The organism is Telmatospirillum siberiense (assembly GCF_002845745.1).
Classification (GTDB): domain Bacteria; phylum Pseudomonadota; class Alphaproteobacteria; order Rhodospirillales; family Magnetospirillaceae; genus Telmatospirillum; species Telmatospirillum siberiense.
The window spans coordinates 60,496-86,124 of record NZ_PIUM01000016.1 but is presented as its reverse complement, the minus strand read 5'-3'; the positions used below and the strand labels follow the sequence as shown (position 1 = coordinate 86,124).

General features: G+C 62.1%; 25 protein-coding genes and 1 tRNA gene. 20 read left to right on the top strand and 6 right to left on the bottom strand.

Annotated elements, in window-relative coordinates; genetic code table 11:
* Positions 1-85 precede the first annotated feature (85 nt).
* Positions 86-1,300 (top strand): patatin-like phospholipase family protein, encoded by a 1,215-nt coding sequence (locus CWS72_RS14515; protein ID WP_101251344.1) that lies wholly within the window; start codon positions 86-88, stop codon positions 1,298-1,300.
* A 128-nt stretch (positions 1,301-1,428) separates the two neighbouring features.
* On the opposite strand, the gene CWS72_RS14510 is transcribed toward CWS72_RS14515, so the two are convergent.
* The gene (locus CWS72_RS14510; protein ID WP_101251343.1) at positions 1,429-1,629 is read right to left on the bottom strand and encodes a hypothetical protein; all 201 of its coding nucleotides are present in this window, start codon (positions 1,627-1,629) and stop codon (positions 1,429-1,431) included.
* A gap of 637 nt (positions 1,630-2,266) precedes the next feature.
* Between CWS72_RS14510 and glpA the strand changes: the two genes are divergently transcribed.
* The 11 genes from glpA (at position 2,267) to CWS72_RS14455 (ending at position 15,654) form a co-directional block, all read left to right on the top strand.
* Positions 2,267-3,889 (top strand): anaerobic glycerol-3-phosphate dehydrogenase subunit GlpA, encoded by a 1,623-nt coding sequence (glpA, locus tag CWS72_RS14505; RefSeq protein WP_101251342.1) that lies wholly within the window; start codon positions 2,267-2,269, stop codon positions 3,887-3,889.
* Positions 3,890-3,894: 5 nt separating this feature from the next.
* Positions 3,895-4,998 carry an FAD-dependent oxidoreductase gene (locus CWS72_RS14500; protein WP_101251341.1) on the top strand — a complete coding sequence of 368 codons (1,104 nt, stop codon included), beginning with the start codon at positions 3,895-3,897 and terminating at the stop codon, positions 4,996-4,998.
* The gene (locus CWS72_RS14495; protein WP_101251340.1) at positions 4,985-6,199 is read left to right on the top strand and encodes an anaerobic glycerol-3-phosphate dehydrogenase subunit C; all 1,215 of its coding nucleotides are present in this window, start codon (positions 4,985-4,987) and stop codon (positions 6,197-6,199) included. The genes CWS72_RS14500 and CWS72_RS14495 overlap by 14 nt, the downstream gene beginning before the upstream one ends.
* 46 nt (positions 6,200-6,245) lie before the next feature.
* Positions 6,246-6,821: a glycerol-3-phosphate responsive antiterminator gene (locus CWS72_RS14490; protein ID WP_158240663.1), complete on the top strand. Its 576-nt coding sequence runs from the start codon at positions 6,246-6,248 to the stop codon at positions 6,819-6,821.
* A 401-nt stretch (positions 6,822-7,222) separates the two neighbouring features.
* Positions 7,223-8,722, top strand: coding sequence for a glycerol kinase GlpK (gene glpK, locus CWS72_RS14485; protein ID WP_101251338.1), 1,500 nt, complete (start codon positions 7,223-7,225; stop codon positions 8,720-8,722).
* A 36-nt stretch (positions 8,723-8,758) separates the two neighbouring features.
* Entirely contained in the window at positions 8,759-9,487 is a 729-nt protein-coding gene (locus CWS72_RS14480; RefSeq protein WP_101251337.1) for an MIP/aquaporin family protein, read from the top strand.
* Between the two features lie 151 nt (positions 9,488-9,638).
* Positions 9,639-10,640 (top strand): dihydroxyacetone kinase subunit DhaK, encoded by a 1,002-nt coding sequence (gene dhaK, locus CWS72_RS14475; protein WP_101251336.1) that lies wholly within the window; start codon positions 9,639-9,641, stop codon positions 10,638-10,640.
* Positions 10,641-10,993: 353 nt separating this feature from the next.
* Entirely contained in the window at positions 10,994-11,623 is a 630-nt protein-coding gene (dhaL, locus tag CWS72_RS14470; RefSeq protein ID WP_101251335.1) for a dihydroxyacetone kinase subunit DhaL, read from the top strand.
* 20 nt (positions 11,624-11,643) lie between these two features.
* Positions 11,644-14,154: a phosphoenolpyruvate--protein phosphotransferase gene (gene ptsP / locus CWS72_RS14465; RefSeq protein ID WP_101251334.1), complete on the top strand. Its 2,511-nt coding sequence runs from the start codon at positions 11,644-11,646 to the stop codon at positions 14,152-14,154.
* Positions 14,155-14,190: 36 nt separating this feature from the next.
* Positions 14,191-14,970 carry a hypothetical protein gene (locus CWS72_RS14460; RefSeq protein ID WP_101251333.1) on the top strand — a complete coding sequence of 260 codons (780 nt, stop codon included), beginning with the start codon at positions 14,191-14,193 and terminating at the stop codon, positions 14,968-14,970.
* A 66-nt stretch (positions 14,971-15,036) separates the two neighbouring features.
* Positions 15,037-15,654 (top strand): glutathione S-transferase N-terminal domain-containing protein, encoded by a 618-nt coding sequence (locus CWS72_RS14455; RefSeq protein ID WP_101251332.1) that lies wholly within the window; start codon positions 15,037-15,039, stop codon positions 15,652-15,654.
* A 99-nt stretch (positions 15,655-15,753) separates the two neighbouring features.
* On the opposite strand, the gene CWS72_RS14450 is transcribed toward CWS72_RS14455, so the two are convergent.
* Positions 15,754-16,647 (bottom strand): LysR family transcriptional regulator, encoded by an 894-nt coding sequence (locus tag CWS72_RS14450; protein WP_101251331.1) that lies wholly within the window; start codon positions 16,645-16,647, stop codon positions 15,754-15,756.
* Positions 16,648-16,767: 120 nt separating this feature from the next.
* Between CWS72_RS14450 and CWS72_RS14445 the strand changes: the two genes are divergently transcribed.
* Entirely contained in the window at positions 16,768-18,024 is a 1,257-nt protein-coding gene (locus tag CWS72_RS14445; protein ID WP_101251330.1) for an MFS transporter, read from the top strand.
* Positions 18,025-18,032: 8 nt separating this feature from the next.
* Here the strand turns inward: CWS72_RS14445 and CWS72_RS14440 are convergent, their stop codons facing one another.
* On the bottom strand, positions 18,033-18,920 hold the full coding sequence (locus tag CWS72_RS14440) for a LysR family transcriptional regulator (protein ID WP_101251329.1): 888 nt from the start codon (positions 18,918-18,920) through the stop codon (positions 18,033-18,035).
* 97 nt (positions 18,921-19,017) lie between these two features.
* Here CWS72_RS14440 and CWS72_RS14435 point away from each other — a divergent pair, with 97 nt between their 5' ends.
* The 3 genes from CWS72_RS14435 (at position 19,018) to CWS72_RS14425 (ending at position 20,774) form a co-directional block, all read left to right on the top strand.
* Positions 19,018-19,767: a sulfite exporter TauE/SafE family protein gene (locus CWS72_RS14435; RefSeq protein ID WP_101251328.1), complete on the top strand. Its 750-nt coding sequence runs from the start codon at positions 19,018-19,020 to the stop codon at positions 19,765-19,767.
* Between the two features lie 97 nt (positions 19,768-19,864).
* Positions 19,865-20,302, top strand: a complete 438-nt coding sequence (locus tag CWS72_RS14430) for a nuclear transport factor 2 family protein (RefSeq protein ID WP_101251327.1) — start codon at positions 19,865-19,867, stop codon at positions 20,300-20,302.
* Positions 20,303-20,471: 169 nt separating this feature from the next.
* Entirely contained in the window at positions 20,472-20,774 is a 303-nt protein-coding gene (locus CWS72_RS14425; RefSeq protein ID WP_101251326.1) for a helix-turn-helix domain-containing protein, read from the top strand.
* Positions 20,775-20,856: 82 nt separating this feature from the next.
* On the opposite strand, the gene CWS72_RS28805 is transcribed toward CWS72_RS14425, so the two are convergent.
* A complete protein-coding gene (locus CWS72_RS28805) occupies positions 20,857-21,276 on the bottom strand; it encodes an HNH endonuclease (protein WP_420824067.1) in 420 nt (139 codons plus the stop codon).
* 191 nt (positions 21,277-21,467) lie between these two features.
* On the opposite strand from CWS72_RS28805, the gene CWS72_RS14415 reads away from it, so the two are divergent.
* On the top strand, positions 21,468-21,833 hold the full coding sequence (locus CWS72_RS14415) for a type II toxin-antitoxin system RelE/ParE family toxin (RefSeq protein WP_101251324.1): 366 nt from the start codon (positions 21,468-21,470) through the stop codon (positions 21,831-21,833).
* A complete protein-coding gene (locus CWS72_RS14410; protein WP_101251323.1) occupies positions 21,823-22,155 on the top strand; it encodes an XRE family transcriptional regulator in 333 nt (110 codons plus the stop codon). The genes CWS72_RS14415 and CWS72_RS14410 overlap by 11 nt, the downstream gene beginning before the upstream one ends.
* A 382-nt stretch (positions 22,156-22,537) precedes the next feature.
* On the opposite strand, the gene CWS72_RS14405 is transcribed toward CWS72_RS14410, so the two are convergent.
* Positions 22,538-22,630: transfer RNA gene (locus tag CWS72_RS14405), tRNA-Ser, on the bottom strand.
* Between the two features lie 470 nt (positions 22,631-23,100).
* Between CWS72_RS14405 and CWS72_RS14400 the strand changes: the two genes are divergently transcribed.
* On the top strand, positions 23,101-23,295 hold the full coding sequence (locus CWS72_RS14400) for a YqaE/Pmp3 family membrane protein (protein WP_101251322.1): 195 nt from the start codon (positions 23,101-23,103) through the stop codon (positions 23,293-23,295).
* Positions 23,296-23,352: 57 nt separating this feature from the next.
* Here the strand turns inward: CWS72_RS14400 and CWS72_RS14395 are convergent, their stop codons facing one another.
* Positions 23,353-24,243: a LysR family transcriptional regulator gene (locus CWS72_RS14395; protein ID WP_101251321.1), complete on the bottom strand. Its 891-nt coding sequence runs from the start codon at positions 24,241-24,243 to the stop codon at positions 23,353-23,355.
* A gap of 105 nt (positions 24,244-24,348) precedes the next feature.
* Between CWS72_RS14395 and CWS72_RS14390 the strand changes: the two genes are divergently transcribed.
* A complete protein-coding gene (locus tag CWS72_RS14390) occupies positions 24,349-25,551 on the top strand; it encodes an MFS transporter (protein WP_158240661.1) in 1,203 nt (400 codons plus the stop codon).
* Positions 25,552-25,629 lie beyond the last annotated feature (78 nt).

Below are 25,629 nucleotides of genomic sequence, written 5' to 3'. Positions count from 1 at the left end.
ATTCTACTAAAAGCAGTATTTTTGGTGTGTGGCGCCAAGCCGCCGGCGATGGGCGCCGCGCTCCCGCACGAGGAGAGCTGCTTTCATGAAAAAGATCGAAAATCTGGTGTTCAAGGGCGGTGGAGTTCTTGGCGCCGCCTATGTCGGGGCATTTCAGGCGTTGCAGGAGGCCAGGCTGGCCGGAAGCAGTCAGGGCAAGGCGCTGGGCAATGTCAGCCGCGTCGCCGGAACCTCGGCGGGCTCCATCTTCGGCGCCCTGGTCAGTCTCGGCTTCAGCGCCGAGAAAATCGCCTCCATTCTGGCCGAGCTGCAATTTTCTCAATTCGTGCCGCTCTCCACCTTGACGCCGAAAGGCTTCAGCGGAGCACCGTTTCTTGATTGGATGGGCGAGCAGGTGAAGGAAGGGCTTGGTTCACCGACGGCCACCTTTGCCGAACTCCGGGAAAAAGCGGCCAGTGACGATACCTTCAAGGATCTGCACGTGTTTTCCATGCAGGTACCGAAAAGCGGGATTATCGAGTTTTCCGCCGAGACGACTCCCGATGTGCCGATCGCGCAGGCGGTACGGGCATCGATGTCGATTCCTTTCTTCTTCGTTCCCTGGCAGTTCAGTGGCGATCTGGCGATGAAATATCCCGGTCCCTTCATCGACGGCGGCGTCGCATTCAATTATCCGATTCCCACCTTCGACGATCTGGAGCAGGTGGCGAACACCTTGGGATTGTTCCTGGTCGATATGAGCGCCACCCAGCAGGGGATTATTCTGACGATCCTGCACTTGATCGAGAGTGCGCTGGGGCTCAGCCAGACCGTCCGCCTGATCATCGAGCGCCTGTATCAATTGCTGATCGATCTGGAGAGCCAAGGGCAGACCGTTTCCGATTCCCAGCTGGGCGATCTGATCGCCTCCTCCAGGGGTGGCGCGGTTTTGGAGAGTGGACAAGCCGACAAGGCGGCGGCGGTCCTCAGGGCCAGGCTGGTCGGTTATCGCGCCGACGGCAAGGGATCCGCGGCCGATATCGTGAAGGCCATCAGGGATGGCGAACCGGCGTTGCAAGGCATCATTGACGATCTCGAAGGGATCATCGAGCTGCTTCTCAGCTACGCCGACATTATCGGAGCGACGGTCAATCCGCCGGCGAACATGGTCTTCCGAAGGGACGCCAGCCGCACCATCATGGTGAATTCACTGGGTTTTTCCTTCGTGGACATGTGGATGCCCGACTGTAACAAGACCAGTCTGACGCAAGCCGGCTACAACTGCGCCCAGCAGTATCTGAAGCTGATCATGTATACCTGAGACGGAGTATGGGCCCGGAATGGATCACGCCGTCGGGGGAGGCAACGGCGTGATCGTCATCCGCAGGCTTTGAGCATTCGGGCGGCGGCTCGCGGTCCGTCCGAGAAGCATCCAGGGAGAAGCCTGGCTCAGTAACCGAGGGGGCCGGTGCTCTTCCTGGGGCCGCAGGGGTCGACTTGCGTCGTGACGCCGGGCAACGCCTTGGCTTGCGTGGAGATGAGGGTCGACAGGTTGGCACTTTCGCTGCCGTAGGCCGAGGCCAGCGAGCTGGCGACGAGGATGGCGGCCGTTCCGATCAGGGTGCGGATGGATTTTGTTGCGTTGGTCATCGGTGTTCTCCTGGTGCTGGTGAGGCGTATTCGATGAGCCAACATACGCAGGTTGATTGATCGAGTAAAATTGGTAATTATCGTATTAAAAATCGATTTAATCGATTAACGAGATGGCCATGCGGGGCAATCGGTCGAGGCGATTGCCCCGCATGGCCACAGTAATTTTATTGACTTTTTCCGGCCTCTGCTCCACCGTTTCACATGCTGGATTGTATATCCACGACCGTTTCGTGAAGAGCAAAATGAGATAGCACGGACGGGTGACTGAGTACCGCAAGTGAGAAGAGTGTCTTGGCTCCGTAAGGGAGGCCCAGACGTGATTCCGGTCGGTTTTCGGCGGTCGCCCTGATCATTTGGCTCAAAGACGAAGTTTCATCATCAAGGCATCTTCGCAGACCATCGGAAACAACTCCTGACGTCCCGGATGTTCCGGGACAAAAGGGGCGTCCCTCCCGGGCCGCCCGGAAAATTTCTCGCCCGCGGCAAGGCCGGATTCGCCCGGCCGGGCGCGATGATTACCGCCTCTCGTCACCCGCTCCTGCGCGCGCGGGTTCGACTTTTGTCCGGCTGGGATGATCGGGACGGCACGATCCTTAAGCGTGACTGTTCTTGATCCCCCGCAGAGAGGGGCGTCATGGAATCGACACAAGTCATCATCGTCGGCGGAGGGGCGACCGGAGCCGGCATATTGTGGGATCTCTCGCTGCGAGGTATTCCCGCCGTTTTGCTGGAAAAGAAGGATCTGGCCAATGGCGCGACCGGGCGATGCCACGGGCTGCTGCACTCCGGCGGCCGCTATGTGGTGAAGGATCCCGAGGCCGCCAGGGAATGCGCGGTGGAAAGCGCGATCATCAAGAAAATCGCGCCGCATTGCGTTCATGATACCGGCGGGCTTTTCGTTCGATATCCGCAGGACGATCCGACGTTCTTCGATCGGTGGGAAAGCGCCTGCCGGGGAGCCGGGATCGCCAGCGAGGAGGTGTCGGCCGACGACGCTTTGGGGTTGGAGCCCAATCTTCCGAAAAATATCCTCGGCGCCTATACCTGTCCGGACGCCCATGTCGACGTTTTCCAACTGACCAGGTCGAATATCGCCGCCGCCGTGGCGCGTGGCGCCGGGTTCCGTGCCTATTGCGAAGTCACGGCGATCAATATCGAGGATGGCCGGGTGCGTTCGGTCGATTATCGCGACAGCCGTACCGGCGAGGAAGGCCGCATTGCCTGCGAGGTCGTCATCAACGCCGGGGGCGGCTGGGCGCAGAAGGTGGCGGCGATGGCCGGTGTCGATGTGCCGGTGAGGTGCGACAAGGGCTCTCTGCTTGTGCTCAACCACAACCTCGTCACGCGGGTGGTGAATCGTTGCCGCATGCCGGGAGACGCCGATATCCTCGTTCCGGCCGGTCCCGTCTGCATCCTGGGAACCAGCTCGATGACGGTTCCCGGACCCGAGGGGCTGACGGCCGCCGCCGAGGAGGTGCAGCATCTGCTGGATCTCGGCATCGAATTGATTCCGACGATGGCCGAAGCCCGCGTCTTGCGGATCTTCTCCGGCGCCCGTCCGCTCTACACTCCGAAAAACGCCGGCGGAGCCGGGGGGCGCGAGATCAGCCGAGGGTACGCCCTGCTCGATCATGCCGCCCTCGATCAGGTCGAGGGATTCGTTTCGATCGTCGGGGGGAAGATGACCACTTATCGGCTGATGGCCGAGGTCACTTGCGATCTGATCGCTTCCAAGCTGGGTGTCGATCGGTCCTGCGAGACGAGCGAGGAGCCGCTCCGTCTTCCGGTCGATCCGCGGATCGCCGTCAAGGCCCGCCAGATTCTGCCCGCGCAGGCCGCCGCCATCGCCGAGCGCCGGCTCGGGCCGGATCTGGTCCATATCGTCAATGCCATCGACGAGCGCCCCGAATTGGCTGAAATCATCTGCGAATGCGAACAGGTGACCCGGGCCGAGGTCGAGTTCGTCCTGGGGGATCAGGCATCGGTTCCCGTGCATACCATCAGCGACATCGGCCGCCGGACCCGTCTCGGTTTCGGGCCATGTCAGGGGACGTTCTGCGGATACAAGGCGATGCTCTCCGGTTATCGGAGCCGGCGGTGGTCGGCGGCGCAGGCCTCCGATGAGTTCGAGCGTTTTCTGGACGAGCGATGGAAAGGTCAATCCTTCGTCCCGCAGGGAAAGCAGGTCGAACAGCTCTATCTGAGCCACGATCTTTTTGGCGTGACCTACAATTTTCATGATCGGAAGGAGGGCTGACGGCCATGGAAAGCTATCGTTTCGATCTGGTCGTCGTCGGGGCCGGCATCGCCGGCCTGACCGCGGCGGCGGCGGCGGCGGCCCGTGGTTTGCGGGTCGGCGTGGTCAATGCGGGCTTCGGTTTGTTCGTCTTCGGCGCCGGATGCGTCGAAAGCCGTCAACTGCTGCCCAACGAGGCTCCCGAAAAACTGGGCGAGGCCATCGAGTTCTTTTGTGATCTGACGCGGCGGGCGGGATGTCCGTTCCGTGGCGGGCTGGACGAACGGCGTCACCTGCCCACCATCATGGGCAGTTTCCAGACCATAGCGCTGGCTCCCTTTTACCTGTGGAACGGTGACGCCGCCGCCCAAGTGCGGGCGGCGGTGGTCGGCATCAAGGGATTGTCCTCCTTCGACGCGCAGTTCGCCACGGAACGGCTGAACCACAATGCGCGTCGCCAGGATCTCAACACCTCCTATGTCGCCCGCGAGATCGAGCTTTCGTGGATGCCGGGCACCACGGCGACCACCCTGCAATTGGCCAACCGCTTCGACCGCGACGCCGATTTCCGCCGCGAGTTGCAACAGGCGCTTGAGCCCATTACGCGGGATACGGACCTGATCATTCTTCCGGGTATGCTGGGACTTCGTTCCGGATTGAACGAAATCTCCGATTTCGAGCGGGCTCTCGATTGTCCCTTGTGCGAGTTGCCGACCCTTCCACCGTCGGTGCCGGGGGTACGACTGTCCAACGCCATCGAGAGGTATCTGCGGAAAAGCGGAGTCGAGTTTTTCAGTGGATTTCCCGTGAGGAAGATCGATCTGGACGGCGGCCGTTGCCAGGCCGTCCAGATCGATGCTCCCGCCCGTCCGCTGCGGCTTGTCGGGGATGAGGTTATTCTGGCGAGCGGTCAGTTTTCCGCTCCCCTGCTGGGGGCGGAGTTTTTCGGCGTCGACGGATGGTTGCGTCCGATCACCCGGTCAGGCGCCGTGATTGCCGAAAATCTTCACGTCGCCGGGGCCTTGCTGCGAAGCACGGGCGGTCATGGCGGCAACGAGCGGGCGATATTGACCGGCTATCGCGCCGGCATGTCGGTCGCCGGGCAGGGAGGTCGTCATGCGGCGGAATGACATCAGTCTCGACAATTGCCTGAAATGCTCCGATTGCGTCACGGTTTGCCCGGTGGTGACCGCCCATCCCGCTTATCCGGGGCCGAAGCATCTTGGGCCGGAATTGGAGCGCTTGCGCCGCGAGGGCCTGCCTTGCGACACCGAGTGGGTGGAATATTGTCTGGGATGCCATCGTTGCGATTTGGCCTGTCCCAACCAGGTCGATGTGTCGGGCCTGATCGCTGCGGCCAAGGCGCGGCATCAAAAGCCCTTCCTGAGGAAAATGCGTGATTTCTGGTTCGCCCGTCCGGGCCTCCTGGGATCGCTTCTGACCATCGCGCCGCGATTGACCAATCTTCTGCTGGGGCTGAAGCCGGTTCGTCTGCTGATGTCCCGGTTTTTGAAGATTTCGGCGAAGCGCCGCTTTCCGGCCTATGTGGCACCCGATCTGGGCCCGTCCCAGGCCGCCGAGGCGGGAGCCGCCTCCGTGCTGTTCTTCCCCGGATGCGCCATTCGCTATAACCAGCCGGATCTGGGCCGGAAGGTCGTCCAACTGCTGCAAAGAAACGGTGTGCGGACGACCATCGCGACCTCGGGCTGTTGCGGATTGCCGGCATTGGCCAATGGCGATGAGGCCGAGGCCAAATTGCGCGCCAGGGCCGGGATAGAATCGCTGATCGAGGCGGTTTCGTCGGGTACGCGCATCGTCACCGCCTGCACCAGTTGCGGCCATATGCTGAAGACCGGTTTCGCCGACCTGCTGGGAGACGAGGGCGAGCTGGCGGAAAAGTCCCGCAAAATCGCCGAAAGCACCTTCGACCTTGGTGAATTCCTGATGGGGCGGGCGGATCAGGGACTGCTCAACGAGGCTTTTCAGCCGAGCAGTCTGCGTCTCGCCTACCATGCGCCCTGCCATCAGACGTCCCAGGGCATCGGCCGGCCCTGGTTCCATCTGTTGCGGCGAGTTCCCGGCCTGCGGATCGAGGATCTGGACGCCGGCTGCTGCGGCATGTCGGGCACCTTCGGTTTCAAGGAGGAGAAATATCCCGTTTCGATGGCGGTCGGGCAACGCCTGTTCGAGGGGATCCGCGACGCCGATCCGCAAATGGTCGTCACCGAATGCGCGACCTGCCGCATGCAGATCGAGCATGGATCGCGGGTCAAGGCGATCCATCCGGCGGAATTGCTGCTTGCAGCCTATTCGGAGCAAGGTCAGAGTTGACGCCGACAGAACATGCGCCCCGAAAGGGATACAAGTGGCAACGGTGATGAAAAACAAGCAACCGCTCCGTCCTCTGCTTCAGGACGCCGGAATCATTCCGGCCATCCGCAAGCCGGAGCTGTTGGACAGGGCGCTCGCCGCTCATGGAAAACTCATTTATCTACTGTGCGGCGACCCCGAGAACATCGGAGATCTTCTCCGGCGCACCCTTGAGGTCGGCAAGTTGCCGATCGTCAATATCGATCTGGTCAGCGGGTTGTCGCGCGATCAGCATGCCTTGAGCTATGTCGAGAAACGCGGAGCCAAGGGGATCATCTCGACGCACGGCGAGACCTTGCGACAGGCCCAATCGCTGGGTCTTTACATCATTCAGCGGACCTTCCTGCTCGATAGCGGGGCGATGGAGAACATCTGTCATCAGATGAAGAACAGCCCCGCCGACGCGCTGGAGGTGCTGCCGGCGGTCGCCGCGCCGAAACTCGTCCATCGGATCAGTTCGATCGCGTCGGACATCGCGCTCGTCGGCGGCGGTCTGATTTCATCGATGCGGGAGGTCGAGGATCTTCTGGCGCAAGGGTTGACGGCTGTTTCCATAAGCGATCCTCAGCTTTGGATTGCCTGACGGTATTCGAAATGGGAACCGGCCGGGAAACCTAACAAAAGGGGTATTGTATTTCCAAAAGCGTTCTGTTAGCGTTTTGTTTACTAATGCGGCAGAGATCTTAGAGAAGCCGCCTCTTGAATACGGGATTGCTGTATTCAAGAGGCGGCTTTTTTATTGATCTATAAGAAGTCTAAAGAAACCGTCTAAAACGGTTGATAAAAAGATAATGGGAGACGGCGTTCATGTTGATTGGCAACTTTGTGTTGTCAAAGCCTGCCCGAAATCGAGCGGACAGCGTCGCTTTCCAAGACATCGCCTGTTCATTTTTGATCCGGTATTCCCGGATGCATGGTCTGTTTTCGAACCGCGCCCGGTCATCGGCCATCGGGTGACGGCAATAAAACCAATGGGAGAGAAGCATGGCAACTTACATCGGTGCTATCGATCAAGGGACGACGAGTTCACGGTTTATTGTCTTTGATCGTACGGGACGTATCGTCAGCGTTGCCCAGAAGGAACATGAACAGATCTTTCCGAAACCCGGCTGGGTCGAGCACGATCCCGCGGAAATCTGGCGGCGTCTTGAGGAAGTGATCACGGAAGCCATGGCGGCCAAGGGCCTGAAGCCCAGCGATCTGGCGGCTATCGGCATCACCAATCAGCGTGAAACCACCGTGGTCTGGAACAAGAAAACCGGTCAGGCGGTCTACAACGCCATCGTCTGGCAGGATACCCGGGTGGGCGATACCGTCGCCGAGTTCACCGCCAAGGGTGGACAGGACCGCTATCGCGAGAAGACGGGTCTGCCGCTGGCGACCTATTTCAGCGGCCTGAAGATCCGCTGGATTCTCAACAATGTCGAAGGGGCGCGGGCGGCGGCCGAGGCCGGCGACCTGCTGTTCGGCAATATCGATACGTTCGTCATCTGGAATCTGACCGGCGGCGTCAATGGCGGCGTGCATGTCACCGACGTGACCAACGCCAGCCGGACCCAGCTGATGGATCTGAAGACGCTGCAATGGGACGAACAGATACTGGCCGATTTCGGCATCCCCAGGAAGATGCTGCCGCAAATCCGGTCGAGCGCCGAAGTCTACGGAAAGGCCACCTTCGGTCCGGTCAAGGACGTGGCGATCGCCGGCGATCTCGGCGACCAGCAGGCCGCTCTTTTCGGTCAGGCCTGCTTCAAGCCCGGCGAGGCGAAGAACACTTACGGCACCGGCTGCTTCATGCTGATGAACACCGGCGAGAAGATCGTACCCTCCAAATGCGGTCTGCTCACCACGCTCGGCTACAAGATCGACGGCAAGCCGGCCGTCTATGCGCTGGAAGGCTCCATCGCCATCACCGGCGCCCTGGTTCAGTGGTTGCGCGACAATCTGAACATCATCGAGAAAAGCACCGACATCGAGCCGCTGGCCCGCACCGTCAACGATAATGGCGGCGTCTATTTCGTGCCGGCCTTTTCGGGTCTCTATGCGCCTTATTGGAAAGACAGCGCGCGCGGCGTCATCGCCGGGCTGACCCGGTTCGTCAACAAGGGACATATCGCCCGGGCCGTTCTCGAGGCGACGGCCTTCCAGGTGCGTGAGGTGCTGGACGCGATGGAGACGGATTCCGGTATCGAACTGGCCAATTTGCGGACGGACGGCGGCATGGTGGTCAACCATCTGCTCATGCAGTTCCAGTCGAATATCCTGAACAAACCCGTGGTCCGTCCCGTCGTGCAGGAAACCACGGCGCTCGGCGCGGCTTACGCCGCCGGTCTCGCCGTCGGATTCTTCAAGGATACCGATGAATTGGTCGCCAATTGGGCGGAAGACCATCGTTGGAAGCCCTCGATGGAAAAAGAAAAGCGGGATCAGCTCTATCATTTCTGGAAGAAGGCCGTGACAAGGACCTTTGATTGGACCGAGTGAAAATATAACGAACTTAAAAAAGAAGGGGGTGCGGCCATGCACGGACCAATATTTGGTGAATTCCTTGGAACACTGATCTTGATTCTCCTTGGCGATGGAGTCGTCGCCAATGTTCTTCTCAAGAAATCAAAGGGTGAAAACAGCGGCTGGATCGTTATTACCACAGGGTGGGGGTTGGCGGTTCTTTGCGGAATTATCGCCAGCCTCGGGGTGGGCGGCGTCGCCCATCTCAATCCGGCGGTGACCATCGCCCTGGCCGTCGCCAACGGCGCCTATGACACGCTCGTTCCTTATATCGCCGCTCAGATGGTCGGGGCTTTCTGCGCCGGTGTCCTGGTTTGGTTGATCTATCTGCCCCATTGGGCCGAGACACCCGATCAGGGCGCAAAACTGGGTATCTTCTGCACCGGACCGGGCATTCGCAACATCCCGGCGAATGCCCTGTGCGAATTTCTGGTGACCATCGTCCTGGTGCTGGTCGGCTTCGCCATCGGTTCCAAGGGGGTTGCCGCCAACGGTCTTCCCGCCGGCTTCGGCCCCTATCTCTGGGGCATGCTGGTCTGGGCGCTGGGCCTGTCGCTCGGCGGGCCGACCGGTTACGCCATCAATCCGGCGCGAGATCTCGGCCCCCGCATCGCTCACGCGGTGTTGCCGATCGCCGGCAAGGGCGGCTCCGATTGGGGTTATGCCCTGGTTCCGGTGCTCGCCCCGTCGGTTGGCGGAATTGTCGGCGCCGTTCTCTGCAAAATGACCGGTATTTTATAAAGGCGTCGCTTGCGGTGCCCTTCGGGGCACCACAAGCGGTCCGACGAAACTGAAACATTCGGATGAGTCAATGCACTGAACCTGAGCGGCGTTTGAGCCCCGCCGAAGCCGGAGGCGCAGGCGTCATTTTTGCTATTCGGAGGGATGTTCCATGAAAAAGCTGATCAATTCCCCGGAAAACGTCGTTCGTGAGGAACTCGAAGGCATCGCCCTGGCGCATGCCGACCGTCTGCGCGTCTGTTTCGATCCTTTCTACATCGCCCGCAAGGATGCGCCCACCAAAGGCAAGGTCGGACTGATTTCCGGCGGTGGCAGCGGCCATGAACCCTTGCATGGCGGCTTCGTCGGTCTCGGCATGCTCGATGCCGCCTGTCCCGGCCATGTCTTCACCAGTCCGACGCCGGACCAGATGTTCGAGGCCGCGAAGGCGGTGAACGGCGGCGCGGGTATCTTGCAGATCGTCAAGAACTATACCGGCGACGTGATGAACTTCGATCTCGCCGCCGACATGCTGCGCGAGGAAAGCATCGAGGTCGCCACCGTTCTGACCGATGACGACGTGGCGGTGCAGGACAGTCTTTACACGGCGGGGCGCCGCGGTGTCGGCCTGACCGTCCTGATGGAAAAAATTCTCGGGGCCGCCGCCGAAAAGGGGATGAGCCTGGGTCAGATCAAGGACCTGGGCGAAGCCATCCGCGCGTCGGGACGGAGCATGGGCATGGCATTGACCCCCTGCACGGTGCCCCATCTCGGCAAGCCGTCTTTCGAATTGAAGGAAGACGAGATAGAGGTCGGCATCGGCATCCATGGCGAACCGGGGCGACGGCGTGCGGCTCTGGCCTCCGCCGACGAGATCACCGCCATGCTGATGGAACCCATCCTGACCGATTTGCCGTTCAAAAGCGGCGAGAGCATCATTTTGTTCGTCAACGGCATGGGCGGAACCCCGCTCATCGAGCTTTACATCGTTTTCCGAAAAGCGGTGCAGATCGCCGAGAAGCATGGCCTCAAGGTGGTGCGCAATCTGGTCGGAAGCTACATCACCAGTCTCGAAATGGCCGGAACGTCGATCACCGCCCTGCGTGCCGACGACACCGTGGTCGGTCTTTGGGATGCCCCGGTCAATACGCCCGGTCTTCGCTGGGGCGTGTAGGGGGTCACTGGAATCTTTAGAGCGATTTGCGACCACGTTAGGTCACTTACCCTTTCGTCATTGCCGGGCTTGACCCGGCAATCCATGGGCCCCCGGATCAAGTCCGGGGGTGACGGAAAAAACGATGATCCAATACGATCGCAAACCGCTCTAGGGCTGGACGTCTTTTTGATTGAATTGCGAAACAAGGCTAGTGTTCTGGCGCCAACGGAAAGCACCCCCATCCGTCATTCCCGCTTTCGCGGGAATGACGAGGGAAACAAGTGTTGGCGTCAGAACACTACCGTAAGTGCGGTGACCGACGACGGACGCCAAGGCCATGGTCGCACGGCAAACGAAGGAGAGGGCAGGCGATGCAGGAATTAACCCAGGCTGAAATGCGGGTGTGGATTTGGGAGGCCGCCGCCGTCATCGATAAGAACTCGGCCCTTCTTTGCGATCTCGACGCGGCCATCGGCGATGGCGACCATGGCGCCAATATGACGCGGGGATTCGCCGCGGTGTTGAAGAAGCTGGAGGGCGGGGCGGTGGCCGGCGACCTCGGCGCCTTCTTCAAAACCATCGGGATGACCTTGCTGTCGACGGTCGGCGGTGCCGCCGGCCCGCTTTACGGCGGCTTCTTTCTTGAACTCGGCAAGCAGAGCGCCGGCCGGACGTCGCTGGACGGTCCGTCTCTGGCGGTGCTCATCGAAGCCGGCCTCGCCGATATCAAGCGCCGGGGCAAGGCCGAACCGGGAGACAAGACGATGGTCGACGCCCTGGTGCCCGCTGTCGAGGCCATGAAGGCGGCGGGCGGCGATCTTGCCGCCGTGACGCGCGCCGGGGCCGAGGCCGCGCGCCTCGCCGCGACCAACACGGCGCCGCTGCAGGCCCGCAAGGGCCGCGCCAGCTATCTGGGCGAACGCAGTATCGGCCATCAGGACCCGGGTGCCAATTCCGCCGCTCTGCTGCTGGAATCGCTGGCTCGTATTTGTTCCGCTTAAAAAAAACGGAGAGGACACTCATGATCGGCATCGTTCTGGTTTCGCACAGCAGGAAACTGGCCTTGGCGATCCAGGAGATGGTCCTCCAGATGGTCGGGCCGGACTTTCCGATCGCCGTCGCCGCCGGCGTCGGTGACGAGCATGAGGAGCTTGGAACCGACGCGGTGCATATTTCCGAAGTCCTCCTGCCTTTTTGCCAGGGCGACGGCGCGGTCGTGCTGATGGATCTGGGCAGCGCCGTATTGAGTGCCCAGACCGCCCTCGAACTTCTCGATCCCGATCTGGTTCCCGACCCCGCCCTCAAACTGCGTCTCTGTCCGGCCCCCATCGTCGAAGCGTCGGTCGCCGCCGCCGTCGCCGCCAGCGTCGGCGGGGATCTCGATACGGTGGCGGACGAAGCGCGGGTGGCGCTCGCTCCGAAGGAGGCGCAACTGGAGGAGGCCGGTGTTTCCGCCTCGCCGCCGCCGGCGGCCGAACCGGTGCGAAGCGCCGGTGACACCCGCGAGGTGGATGTCGTCGTCGACAATCCGCATGGATTGCATGCGCGGCCGGCGGCGACGCTGGTGCAACTGGTCAACCGCTTTCAGTCCGACGTGCAATTAATCAATCGCAGCGCCAATCGAGGGCCGTCTTCGGCCCGGAGCCTGACCAGCGTGGCCCTGCTGCAAATCCGCAAGGGCGACGAGATCCGCTTTTCCATCAGCGGGGAAGACGCCCGGTCGGCCGCCGACGCCATCAGGGCGCTCGCCGACGATCGTTTCGGCGAATCGGGCGAGGGACCGACGCCGCGGCCGCAGATGCCGGTCCGCGCCGGCAAGGAGGAGGGCGGGGGCATTCCCATTTCGGAAGGCATCGCCATCGGCCGGCCGCTGGCTTTGAACGCGGTTCTGCCCGATTTCGGCGACGATGTGGCCGGCACGCCGGAACGGGAAAAGGAAAAATTGGACGAAGCCCTCCGGCAGGTCGCCGGGGATCTGCGGCGGCCGGACCTTCCCAATGGCGTGGCGACCGAGATATTGGCGGCGCAGGCGCTGGTTCTGGGCGATCCCGTTCTGCTGGCGGCGGTGGGCTCGCGGCTCGCGGCGGGCCAATGTTCCGCCGCCGCGGCATGGCGGGCCGAAACCGAGGCCCTGGCTGCCTCCTACGCCGCGCTGGAGGACGATTATCTGCGGGCCCGCGCGGCCGATCTGCGCGATATCGCCGCCCGCGTTCTGCGGGTCCTCGCCGGTGGCGGCAAGGCTTTGCGCATTCAGCCGGACCCGCCGGCGATTCTGCTGGCCGGCGAACTGCTGCCCAGCGAGGCGATGGCCTGCGACCCGTCGCGCGTTCTGGGCGTCGTGGCCAATGCCGGCAGCCCGAGCGCCCATGCGGCGATCATTATCCGATCCCTGGGAATTCCCATGGTCGTCGACGGTTCCGTGGATTTCGCCGCGTTCGCTCCCGATGTCTTGCTGGCGATCGACGGGGGTTCCGGCGAGGTCTGGGTGGATCCCGACCCCGTCCGGCTGGCGGCCATCGAGGCGCGGCGTCAGGAAATCCTGGCGATGCGGGCCGCCGTCGACAGCGTTAAAACGGCGCCGGCGGTGACTTCCGATGGCCAATCCATCGAAATCCTGGCCAATGTCGGTAGCGCCGACGATGCCGCGCGCGCCCGGGACAATGGCGCGGAAGGCGTGGGGCTTCTGCGGACGGAATTTCTCTATCTCGGCCTGAAGGACATGCCCGACGAGGAGAAACAGGCGCAATCCCTGGCCGCGATCCTGGCCAACCTCGGTGCCGGGCCGGTGGTCATCCGCACCCCGGACATCGGTGCCGACAAGCCGCTGGCCTTCATGCCCACCGCCTTCGAGCACAATCCGTTCCTCGGCGTTCGCGGTTTGCGGCTGTCCTTGCGCCACCCCGACTTCTTCGCCTCCAACCTCAGGGCCATCTTGAGGGCCGGCGTCGAGCGGGACGTCTGGATCATGTTTCCGATGGTCACCGCGCCGGACGAAATGCGCCAGGCGCGCGCCTTCGCCGAGGCCGCGCATCGCGATCTGGAAAAGGCCGGCGTCGACCATCGCTGGCCGGTGAAGCTCGGCATGATGGTCGAGGTTCCGGCGGCGGCGATGATGATCGAACGGTTCGCCGGGCTGGCCGATTTTCTCAGTATCGGCACCAACGACCTGACCCAATACCTCCTTGCCGCCGAACGGGGCAACGGCGATCTCGACGCCTTGCAGGATGCCGCCCATCCGGCCGTGCTGCGGGCCATCCACGAGATCTGCGGGAAGGCCGGGGAGGCGGGGTGCCATGTTTCCGTCTGCGGCGACGGGGCGTCCGATCCGCTGGTCTCCGCCCTGATGATCGGCGCCGGTGTCCGTTCGCTCAGCGTGCGTCCCAATCAGCTCGCTCTCATCAAGGCGCAGGTGCGCGCGGTTTCCATCGAGGCCCTGCGCGCGCTTACGCGGGATGCCATGCGCTGCGACAGCGCGGCCGAGGCCCGCGAGATCGCCAAAAAGGAACTGGGCTCTCTCTCATCCCCCGGATAGAGTGGGGGGAGCCGAAGTATCCGGAAGAAAGCAGAAATGGCCGAAAAATTGCCGGTTGCCGCGACGATTGCCGCGGCTTTCGCCGCCTTCCGGGCGTTGGCGCCCGCCATAGCGCGGGTCGGCTGGCTGATGCTGGTGGTGATGACGGCGCAGTTCCTGCTTCTCGATACCGCCGCCGTCGTCGAGGATGACCCGCCGCGTCCCGGTCCGTTGATCGCGAAACTTCTCATCACCATCGCCCTGGGCGTCGCCAATCTGCCGGTGCTGACCAGCGTTCATCGTCTGGTGTTGCAGGGATCCTCGGCGAGGATGGGATTTTTCCTGCGGCGCGAGGAATGGCTGTTCTTCTGGTCTGGTTTTCGCATGCTGCCGATCCTTGTTCTGGTGGCGCTGCCGGTCAGCCTGGTCCTGGGATTTTTGTCCACCCTGCTGGTCGCCGCCGGACAGGACGGGGATCTGGCGCTGGAGGCCTTGCTGCTCCTGTCGAGGATCCTGGCCGCCATCGCCATCGTGGTTTTCGCCTGTCGGTATCTGTTGATCTTTCCCGCCGCCGCCATCGGATGGAAGCTTCCGCTGCGTGACGCCGCCGCGCTGCTCAAAGGAAATCTGCCGAGGTTCTGCCTGATCCTGTTTCCCATCTGGTTTGCCGGTTGGTTGCCGCAATTCCTGCTGAGCTTCCTAGGCGGACGTCTTCCGCTGACCTCGGCCTTGCTGGGCGCCTGTTGCAGCACTATCTCGACCTTGTTGTTCTCAGTCACCCTCGCCTTGATTTTTCGCCGTCTGGCGGACGAGAGGCGGGCCTCGAGCGGCACCTGAGCCGAAGTGTCCGTGGATGCGGAAATTCAACGCCGTTGCCCCCGAATCCGAGAAAAGAGGGATGGGATGATAGATCTTTATACCTGGGCTACTCCGAACGGCCGCAAGGTCTCCATCATGCTGGAGGAGGTCGGCCTGCCTTACCGCGTGCATGCCGTCGATATCGGCAAGAACGAACAATTCGCCCCCGACTTCCTGGCCATCAGTCCCAATAACAAGATCCCGGCCATCGTCGACCCCCGGGGACCCACGGGCAAACCGTTCCCCTTGTTCGAGTCCGGGGCGATCCTGATCTATCTGGCCGAAAAGACCGGCAAGCTTCTGCCCAAGGATCCGGCGGGACGTTTCGAGGTTCTGGAGTGGCTGATGTGGCAGATGGGCGGTTTCGGTCCGATGCTGGGCCAGGCCCATCATTTCCGCAAATTCGCTCCCGAACAGATCCCTTACGCCGTCAAGCGCTATACCGCCGAGGCCCAACGGCTTTATGGCGTGCTGGACCGCCAGTTGGAGAAGACGGGTTACGTCGCGGGAGATTATTCCATCGCCGACATCGCCATCTATCCCTGGACGCAGCGCTACGAATGGCAGGGGATCGATCTGGACTCCTTCCCCAATGTCATCCGTTGGCGGAAGGTTCTCGGCGAGCGCCCGGCGGTGGTCAAGGGAATGTCGATACCCGCCTGAAGCCGATCTTGAGTGGCATTGGAAGCGGCGGCCGGTCCCCGTCGCCGCTTTGACCTGCGGGCGGACGTCTTCCTCGCCGCACCATGTCGTCGAATATTGTTATATCCGTTCGCCCGCTAGTCGATGGCTGAGCATCTCGATGAACAGCCGGGTTCGTGCGGGCGCTCCCGCGCTCGCCGGCCAGACGGCGCTCACCGCGATCGGCGGCGGCTCGAATTCCGGCAGCAGCAGTTCAAGGCGACCGGCGTCAATGTCGTGCCGAACCTGCCAAAGGGGCGCCAGGCCGATGCCGGCCCCGTGCAGCACCGCGGCGTTGGCTGCCGCCGCATCATTGCATCGCAACGCCCCCTTTACGGGAACCCGGGCTATCTCGGCGCCTTGCGTCAGCGGCCAGATGTCCCCTTCAGGTCCAAAGGTCCGGACGACACACAGATGCGTGGAGAGATCCGATGGCGCCTTCGGATACCCTCGACGCGTCAGGTAGGACGGCGCCGCGACGACGACGCGGCGGAGTTGCGCGATCTTCTTCGATCGCAGGCTGGCGGCACCAAGATCGCCGATCCGGATCGCCACATCGAGGCGATCTTCGATAAGGTCGGCAAGCGCGTCGTTCAAGACCAGCTCGATCTCGACCTCCGGGAAGCGCTGCAGAAAGGCCGTGGCGGTGGGAACGACATGGTTCGGGGCAAATAGGACGGAGGCGCCAATTCTAAGGACACCGCTCACGCGATCCGCGTCCCGCCCGGCCTCCGCCCGCGCGTTCTCGATGTCTTTGAGGGCGGTCCTAAGCTTTTCGAAAAGCATGAAACCGGCGGGCGTCGGATGCAGGCGCCGCGTCGTCCTGCGCACAAGCTCAACACCGAGTTCATCCTCAAGTGCCGCAAGCGCCCGGCTGATCGATTGCAGGGACCGGTTCAGACGCTTGGCGGCCCCGGTCAAGCTGCCGCGCTCGATCGTTTGCACGAAGGCTTCATAGTGCTCAAGACTTGCCATTATCACTTTTACCGGAAGAGTTAGTTAATTTTATCGACGATTATCACGTTATATGCGGGAATATACAATGGGGATCTCGCGTCGCTCGAAGACGCCCAAAGCCGCCCGGAGAACCTCCCCATGCCATTAGCCTTCGAGAAAAAGCCTGTCTCGGCGACCACCGTACCGCCGGATAAACTATCCGCCGGACTTATGGCGCTGTTCGCCTTCTCGGTCGGAGTGACCGTGCTCAGCCTCTACGCTTCGCAGCCGTTAATCGGATTGATCCAAGCCGATTTTGGTCTGACAACGTCGAAAGCCGGTCTTGTAACCACATTCACGCTGCTGGGCTATGCGAGCGGATTGCTTCTGTTGGTGCCGCTGACGGATCTGGTGGAGAACCGGACGCTGATCGTCGCAACGCTCGGTGTCGACGCGGTTGCGCTGGCCAGCGTCGCCTATGCGCCGAACCTGCCGTTGTTCTTTGCCGCCTGTTACCTGTCCGGCGTGACGGCGAGCGCCATCCAAATGCTGGTCCCCGTCGCCGCGCAACTGAGCGCGGACGCGCAGCGCGGTCGTGTCGTCGGTAACGTCATGAGCGGGCTCATGCTGGGCATTCTGCTGTCGCGTCCAATCGCCAGCCTGTTCGCCGAAATCGCCGGCTGGCGGTCGTTCTACATCACGCTCGCGGGCGTCATCGCCGTGCTGGCGGTCCTCCTGGCCCGCGTTCTGCCGCGGCGGCGACCGTACGCGTCGCGTGGATATGGCGTCCTCATCGCCTCAATGCTGACGATCTTGCGCGAAGAGCCTGTTCTCAGACATCGTGCGGCCTATCAGGCGCTTTGCATGGGGGCATTCGGGGTATTCTGGACATCGGTCGCCTTGCGTCTGTCCCAACCCCCGTTTTCCCTCAACCAATCAGGTATTGCGCTTTTTGCGCTCACGGGGGCCGCCGGGGCGTTCATCGCTCCAATCGCCGGTCGCATAGGTGATCGAGGGTGGACTCGTGGAGGGACCTTCGCCGCCCACGCCAGTATCATCATCGCGATGGTTCTTGCCGAGTTGGGCGGCGACGCCGTGTTTCGGGCCATCCCCGGCGTGCCGGCCGGCGCGGCCTTGGTCATATTGAGCGGCGCCGCCGTTTTGCTTGATCTCGGCGTCATTGGCGATCAGACGCTCGGACGGCGCGCCATCAACCTCGTCCGGCCGGAAGCGCGAGGCCGCATGAATGGCTTGTTCACCGGCTTGTTCTTCTTTGGAGCGGCGGCTGGTTCGGGTTTGTCGGGAATCGCCTGGGCGCATGCGGGATGGTTGGGCGTATGCGGTGTCGGAACGGCTTTCGGAATCGCCGCTTTGCTCGCGTCCGGCACCGCTTTCAAGGCCACGGTTGCAACCTGATCCGGCGGTTATCCGGCTGGTGCGGACAGATACTCGAACAGGCTTCTTGTGGGTGATGTCAGTTCCGCCTCGCTTCGGACACAGACGGAAAGCCGGCGCGTGGCCCAGTCGTCCTGAAGCCGGGCGATGGCGATTCGCGCCGACCGCTTCGAGCGCCGCGCGGCTGATTCCGGAACGATGCCGATACCGACGCCTTCGCCGGCCATCCGGCAGATGCCGTCGAAATTGCGAAGCGCCACACGGACCTTGAGCTTTGCGCCAAGGTTCTCCGCCTGCATATCGATGTGGCGCTGCAAGGCGCCGCCCGTCAGGCCAATGAAATGCTGGTCCAACAGATCGGCGAATCGAACCTCGGCCTTTGCCGCCAACGGGTGATTGCGCGACGCCACCATGACCAGCCTGTCGAGCGCAAAAGGGCGCAACGTCAGTCCGGTGGCGACGGCCGCACTGGACAGGATGCCGATCTCGGCGAAACCTGCGGCAATGGCTTTGGCGATCTCGACGCTCTGCCGCTCCTTCAGCTCGACATCGGCCTGAGGGTGCGCAGCCATCCATGGTGCAAGTCGCCTGGGCAGAAACTCGGTGACGGCCGCAGTGTTGGCGAGGATACGGATCATCGTGCGCAGGCCCTTCGCATAATGCCCGAGTTCGCCACGCATTTGCGCCATCTGATGCAGGATCGCGCGCGCGTGATGGGCGAGCGCCTCGCCGGCCTCGGTGGGGACCACGCCACGCCGGCCACGAGTCAGCAGCACGACTTCGCCCGTGGCCTCCATGTCGCGTAACCGTTCACTGGCCGCCGCAAGAGACAGCCCGGCGTCGGCCGCTCCATGGGTGATGCTTCCGGCATCCACGACGGCAAGGAAAAGGCGAAGATCGGTCAGGTCGAAGCGCATGAGGCAAGACTACCCGATCATCAGCCTTCGGGATAGCCGAAGCCAGATATCGGCACATCCTCATTGTTGATGGATCTGAAGCCGATAATCATGAGGCATGTTTGATCTCTCGATAGCTCCGCTCTCCGTCGTCTTCGCAACCTTCTTCGTTGCCGGCCTCGTCAAAGGCGTCACCGGAATGGGCCTTCCCACCGTGGCAATGGGGGTGCTCGGCGCGCTCATCTCGCCACTGGGGGCCGCAAGCCTGCTGATTGTCCCGTCTTTCGTCACCAATATCTGGCAACTTTTGGCCGGCCCGAGCTTCGGTTCGCTTCTGCGAAGGCTGTGGCCGATGATGCTGGCCGTCGCGGCGGGAACCGTGTCGGGATCGGCATGGATCGCCAGCGGGGACATTGGCTTGACGACGACCATGCTCGGCATCGCACTCGTGATTTATTCCGGTTACACGCTTTTCGCCCGCCAGCTCGGCATCCCGCGGCATGTCGAACCTTGGCTGTCGCCTGTCATCGGAGCGATCACGGGCATCGTCACGGGCGGAACCGGCGTATTCGTCATTCCGGCCGTGCCCTACCTTCAGGCGCTCGAACTCTCAAAGGACGATTTGGTGCAGGCACTTGGCCTGTCGTTCACCGTGTCGACGATCGCGCTGGCGGTTGGGCTTGGAACACACGGGTCCTTCCATCCGGAAGGTCTGCTTTTGTCCGCCTTGGCCGTTGCGCCGGCACTTGGGGGCATGTGGGCGGGGCAGCTCGTTCGCAACAGGATCAGCCCGGCTGTTTTCCGTCGCGGATTCCTGATCGGCCTTCTGCTGCTTGGATGCGAGATGGCGCTCAGGCCTCTTCCGTGATCAACCGAACCAAGGTGCGTTCTTCCGAAGAAGAGGCTTCCGGATTACATGTAGCTCTCGTTTCGTAAGCAACTATGCGAACAACGGAGAGCACCCGATGCCGAATCCCGAATACGCCGCCTACCAGCCCGCCGCACCTTATTTCGATCTCGTCCGGGAGGCACTCGGCGATCTCGTCGACGGTGAGCACTTCTTCGACGTCATCACCGGCGAGACTGTCTATGAGGTTCGCTACGATGTGCCAGGCTGGCCGCGCATCATCACCGGGCGTGTCGATCTGATGGCCGCGTTCAGGGGCTATGTCGATGGCATCGCGCTGCGGTCCGCCGACAAGCTGGTCGTTCACAAGACGGACGATGGCACCGTCGTCGTCATCGAATACGAGGTGCACGGGACGATCCTCGCGACCGGCGTGAAATACGATAACCGATTCTGCTCGATCGTCAGGATCGAGAACCGCAAGATCGCGCATTGGCGGGACTATATGGACTCGCTTGCGGCATGGAACGCCCTGACGGCGCAGGCACGGGGGTGAATGCCATGAAGCGGATTCTCATGATCGAAATCAGCCCGAGAAAGCGGGATTGAACGTGGCCGCCGGCCTTTCCGACCGATTGACCGAAGAACGTCCAATCCGACCTGAGCAGCGCTCAAAAGAAGGCCATGGCTCGGATCGTTGAAACCATCATCGCGAGGTATGGGAAATGACCCAACGCAACATCGGTGACGAAATCATCCAAGGTCTTGAAGGCGCCTTGCAGTACCTTGACGGGAACCCCAAAGGGACGGTAGCCCATACCGTGCAGGTGCCGGCCACCGTTGATGTCAAGTCCATTCGCGAGCGTTCCGGACTGTCACAAGACAAATTCGCCGCCCGCTACGGATTCGCGGTCTCCGCATTGCGGGACTGGGAGCAAGGGCGGCGTTCACCCGATCGGACCGCACGGTTTCTGCTGACCGTGATCGCCAAGAATCCCCGGGCAGTGGAAGAGGCATTGGCGGACTGAAATGGCGGGCCGTGTCCGACGAAGATGAGCACTATGTTTACGCTGTACCCCTCTGAGTTCGAACCGGACGCGGTAGCGGTCGCTACAGCATGTTGCTTTTCCCCAAGTTGCACGGCTCACAAAGCGTCTGAAGGTTATCGTCGACCGTTTCACCGCCGAGACTCCACGCGACAATGTGATCAACATGTAGCGTCAGCCCTGGCTTCAATGCCGGGCTCGCTCCACATACTCGACACGAAAAATTGTCCCGCTTCATCACGCGGAACCTGAGTCTGAGAGACGGATCACGGCCAGTTTTGTGACCCTTTGGGATTTCGACAGGATCTGGCGGTCGAGTGTCCTGCGCGTTCGCATAGGCGACGAACTGGGTAAGAGCATCAGTCCATGAATGAAACCGACGTAGGTAGGCCGACTGAGAAATCACGGACGGAGGCTTGGCCAGTTCTGCTCGCCGCGGCTGACGTCCAAAGTGCTGCCACAATAGCATTATGTTTTCGAACAGGCGCTCATCAGTGAAGTTGATCTCGTTGGCAATTTTCAGTCCTGCGGCATCGTCTGGAGAGAGGTGCCTTGCCTGTCTGCAAGCAGGACTGGATTAGGGACTAACCATCGAGGGAGGTCATGCATTGCAGGTAGTACCCTCGACCCGGCAAAGGGCTTGCATTAATTCCCTTTAAGGAATAGTATTCCTTCATGTCGTGGCCGGTCGAATATACGGACGAATTTGGAGGCTGGTGGGACACGCTCACCGAGGCCGAACAGATCAGTATCGATGCGTATGTCCGCAAGCTGGAAAGCCGAGGCCCCAATCTGCCGTTCCCCTATTCGAGCGGCGTCAACGGCTCGCGTCACGCCCATATGCGGGAGTTGCGCGTGCAGAGCGGCGGCAAGCCTTTGAGGGTGTTCTACGCCTTTGATCCGCGCCGCGCGGCAATCCTGCTGATCGGCGGGGACAAGACCGGCGACAAACGTTTCTACGAACGGATGATCCCCATCGCCGATGCCCTTTACGACGAGCATCTGGTCGAACTGGAAAAGGAGAAAGACGATGGCCGGTAGGCGTTCTTTCGCAGAGCTTCGTGCCCGCATGAGCCCGGAGGCGCAGACCCAGGCAACAGTCGAGGCACAACGGCTCGGTGAGGAGATGGACCTTGCCGAGATGCGCCGGGCTTTGAAGTTGTCCCAGGAGGAGATCGGTCAGGCGCTCCAGATCAACCAGGGTTCGGTCGCCAAAATCGAGAGGCGCGCCGACATGTATGTCAGCACGCTTCGCCGTTTTGTCGAGGCGATGGGAGGAGAGTTGGAGATTGTTGCCCGCTTTGCTGATCATTCGGTCAAGATCAGAAACTTCTCAGATCTGTCGGAAAAGGCGCAAGGCTGAGAGGACATGAACGCCGCCTTTCTTACGCGTTGCCCGCCCGTTTTCGCCAATCTGGACGACCCGGCATTGAAGGACCGCATTTGCCGGCCTGAAGGCTATCCGCGACCAAGCCCAGGCGGATGCCGAACGGGCTCAGACCATGTTGGAAGGTTCAGGCCAGCAGGCAGTCACACCGGAGATGGCTCGCAGGTTTGTGGAGACGGCACGCATGCGCGTGGCCGGCGGGCGGCTACCGCCGCGACCATCTGCGGGTCTAGGCCCAGCGCGCCGAGGTTACGGACCACGAAGTCCGCATCATGGGATCTAAAGATGACCTTCTCAGAACCTTAACCGCCACCTCGGGCGTGACATCGGTTACGTCCGGAGTTCGCATTCTATGAAATGGCGGAAGGGGGGGGATTCGAACCCCCGGTAGAACTTGACATTCTACGACGGTTTAGCAAACCGCTGGTTTAAGCCACTCACCCACCCTTCCGCGGGAGGAACGGACGCCCAGGGGCGCACCGTCGTGCTCGGATGGCCGGTTCTACAGAATAGCGTGGGAACCGTCAAGCGCTGGCAGAAAGCGTTTGGCCATATTCCATCACGATGGCCTTTCAAAGGCCATGTTTCGGCCGTGAACATTTCAAATCAGGCGGCGCTTTCTAGTGGGCGGGCGAGGATGGGCGCGGCGGCGGCGCCACGATATGTCTTTTAGGGGATATGAAATTAATCCTGATCGGATTTCCATGATGTCCCTGGGGTTCTGGGGCCGCGTTGATCGTGGGGATCAATCCTTCGGGGCGGACATGGCAATAGGAACGTCTCTGGCAATTTGCGTGGTCGCGCTTTTCGTGCCGGCCATGGGATGGGCTGATTCATCTCCGGGCGGTATTTGAGGATCGATACGAACGAACTCGCCGCCCATGTCGGCGCTCACGTGTAAAAGAGGGAAGGGGAAAGAGTATGCGTTTGATTATTGCTCTGATTCTGCCGTGGCTGACATTCTTTACTATCGGGAGACCTATTGCCGGAGTGATCTGCCTGCTTTTGCAAATCACGCTGATCGGCTGGTTGCCCGCGACAATTTGGGCCGTATATGCCCTGAGCCAGTACAAGACCGATAAGAAGATCGAGAAGGCGCTTGGCCAAAGGGCGTGAGGGAGCGCCGGGCGATCCTGTTCCACCTGACTCGATGCATTGAACAATTCTGTCTTTTCAATGTAGTAAAACGAAATGCTCGCGCATCGCCGCAATAAAAACGCGCAGCTTGGGCGGTGCATCCGGCAGGGCGCGGAGGATATGGATCGGTTCGGCCGCGTCCTTCGGCTCATCGAAGAGATGAATGAGATGTCCGCCGGCGATGTCGTCGCCGACGACCCAGTTCGGCAACATGGCCAGACCGAGACCGGCGCGCGCGGCAAGTCTTTGCGCCTCGAACTCGTCGCAGCGGAAAACCCGGGCCTTGTCCTCCAGTCCGGTGATCGGCAGCCGGCTCCAGCCGAGGCCGGGCAACTCGCGCGCCTTTCCGATGCGCCGGTGGCGGGCGACGTCTTCGAGATGCGCGGGGCGCCCATGCCGGTCGAGATAATCGGGTGACGCGCAGACGATCCAGCGCTGCGCGCCGATGCGCGTGGCGATCAACCCGCTGTCCGGTTGCGCGCCGATCCGGATCGCCGCGTCGCAACGCTCGGTCGCCGGGTCGCTCAACCGTTCGGTGAGGTCGAGTTCAATGGCCAGGCCCGGCCATGTTTCGAGCAGTTGGGCGACCACCGGAAGAACATGAAGGCGTCCGAAGGTCGGCAGGCAACTCAGCCGCAATACTCCGCCGGGCGTCTCGTCGAGCGCGCCGATTTCGGAACGGACGTCGATCAGGCGGTCGATGACATCCCGGGCGCGGACGAGTAGCCGTTCGCCGGCATCGGTCAGCGTCAGGGCGCGCGTCGAGCGGACGAAGAGCCGTGTTTGCAGATCGGCTTCCAGCGCGTCGATCCGCCGGACGATGGAGGAGACGGCAACCCCGCGTCGCCGGGCGGCGGCCGCAAAGCTGCCAAGGCGGGTAACCTCGACGAAGGTTTCCAGATGGGTGGCGTAACGCGCGAAATCCATCTTTGCATAATACGCAAAGATATTAAGCGACAAAGAGCAATTATCATCCGGCGCGTTTCGGCTCAGCCTGCGGCCCGAACCCGAACCCGAACCCAGGACCGCGCCATGACCCTCCTTTCATTTCCAGGGGGGCGGGCGGCCAATCCGCTTTCCCCGGTCACCGTCTGCCTGATGGCGACCGCCTGCGCTTTCGCCGTCTCGACCCTCTATTACAATCAGCCGCTTCTGCCCGAAATGGGCGCAAGTTTCGGTCGCTCCGCAACCGACGCCGGGCTGATCGCGACGCTGACGCAGCTGGGCTATGCGGGCGGACTGTTTCTCTTCGTGCCGCTGGGCGATCGGCTTGACCGCAAGATGCTGATCCTAGCCCTGCTTATGCTTAACATGGCGAGCCTTTTGGCGGTCGCCGTCTCGACCAGTTTTCCAATGCTCGCCGTTGCGAGCATCGCGGTGGGGCTGACGGCGGTGACGGCACAGGTGGTCATTCCCGCCATTTCGGGGCTGGCGCCGCCGGAGACGCGCGGCCGGATCGTCGGCGCTTTGCTCAGCGGATTGTCGGCGGGCCTGCTGTTCGCCCGGACCTTGAGCGGATTCGTCGGCGCTCATGCCGGTTGGCGCACGATGTTCCTCATCGCGGTCGGCATCGACGCGGCGCTGATGGCGATCATCGTCCTGCGTCTGCCCCGGCTTTCGCGCACCGGTTCGGTGTCCGCCTATCCGGCACTCCTGGCTTCGCTCTGGACGCTGGTCCGCGAGCAGCCGGTTCTGCGCGCCGCCTGCATCACCGGCTTCCTGATGTTCGCCGCTTTTTCCGCTCTCTGGGGCACGCTCGCCGCGCTGGTGGCCCGCCCCCCCTATGGTTTCGGCCCGGATGCAGCCGGGGCTTTCGGCTTCGCCGGCATCGCCGGTCTCGTGGCGTCGCCCTTCATCGGCCGGGCGGTGGATCGCTTCGGCCCGCGTCCCATATTGGCGGCGGGTGGTGTCGCCGTGCTCGCGGCCTTCCTCGGCGTTGCCGGGGCCGAGTGGCACATCCTTCCGCTTCTGCTGGCCATGGTGCTGCTCGATATCGGCAATCGCGCAGGGCTGGTTTCCAACCAAAGCCGCATCTACGCCTTGTCGGCGGAGGCGCGCAGCCGGCTCAATACCGTCTTCATGACCTGCTATTTCCTCGGCGGGGCGAGCGGCGCCGGGGTTGCTGCGTGGATGGTCGAACGCTTCGGCTGGCAGGGGCTTGCCGTAACCGGGGCGGGGTTCGCCGTCGCGGCCCTTTTGTCCCATGCCGCCCTTGGGCGACGTGGCCAAGCATGATGGACGCGACACAGCCCAGCCGTTCGGACGGGCGCCGGTCGAGGAGAGGAAATGTGACCGGGATCCGACACCAACGCC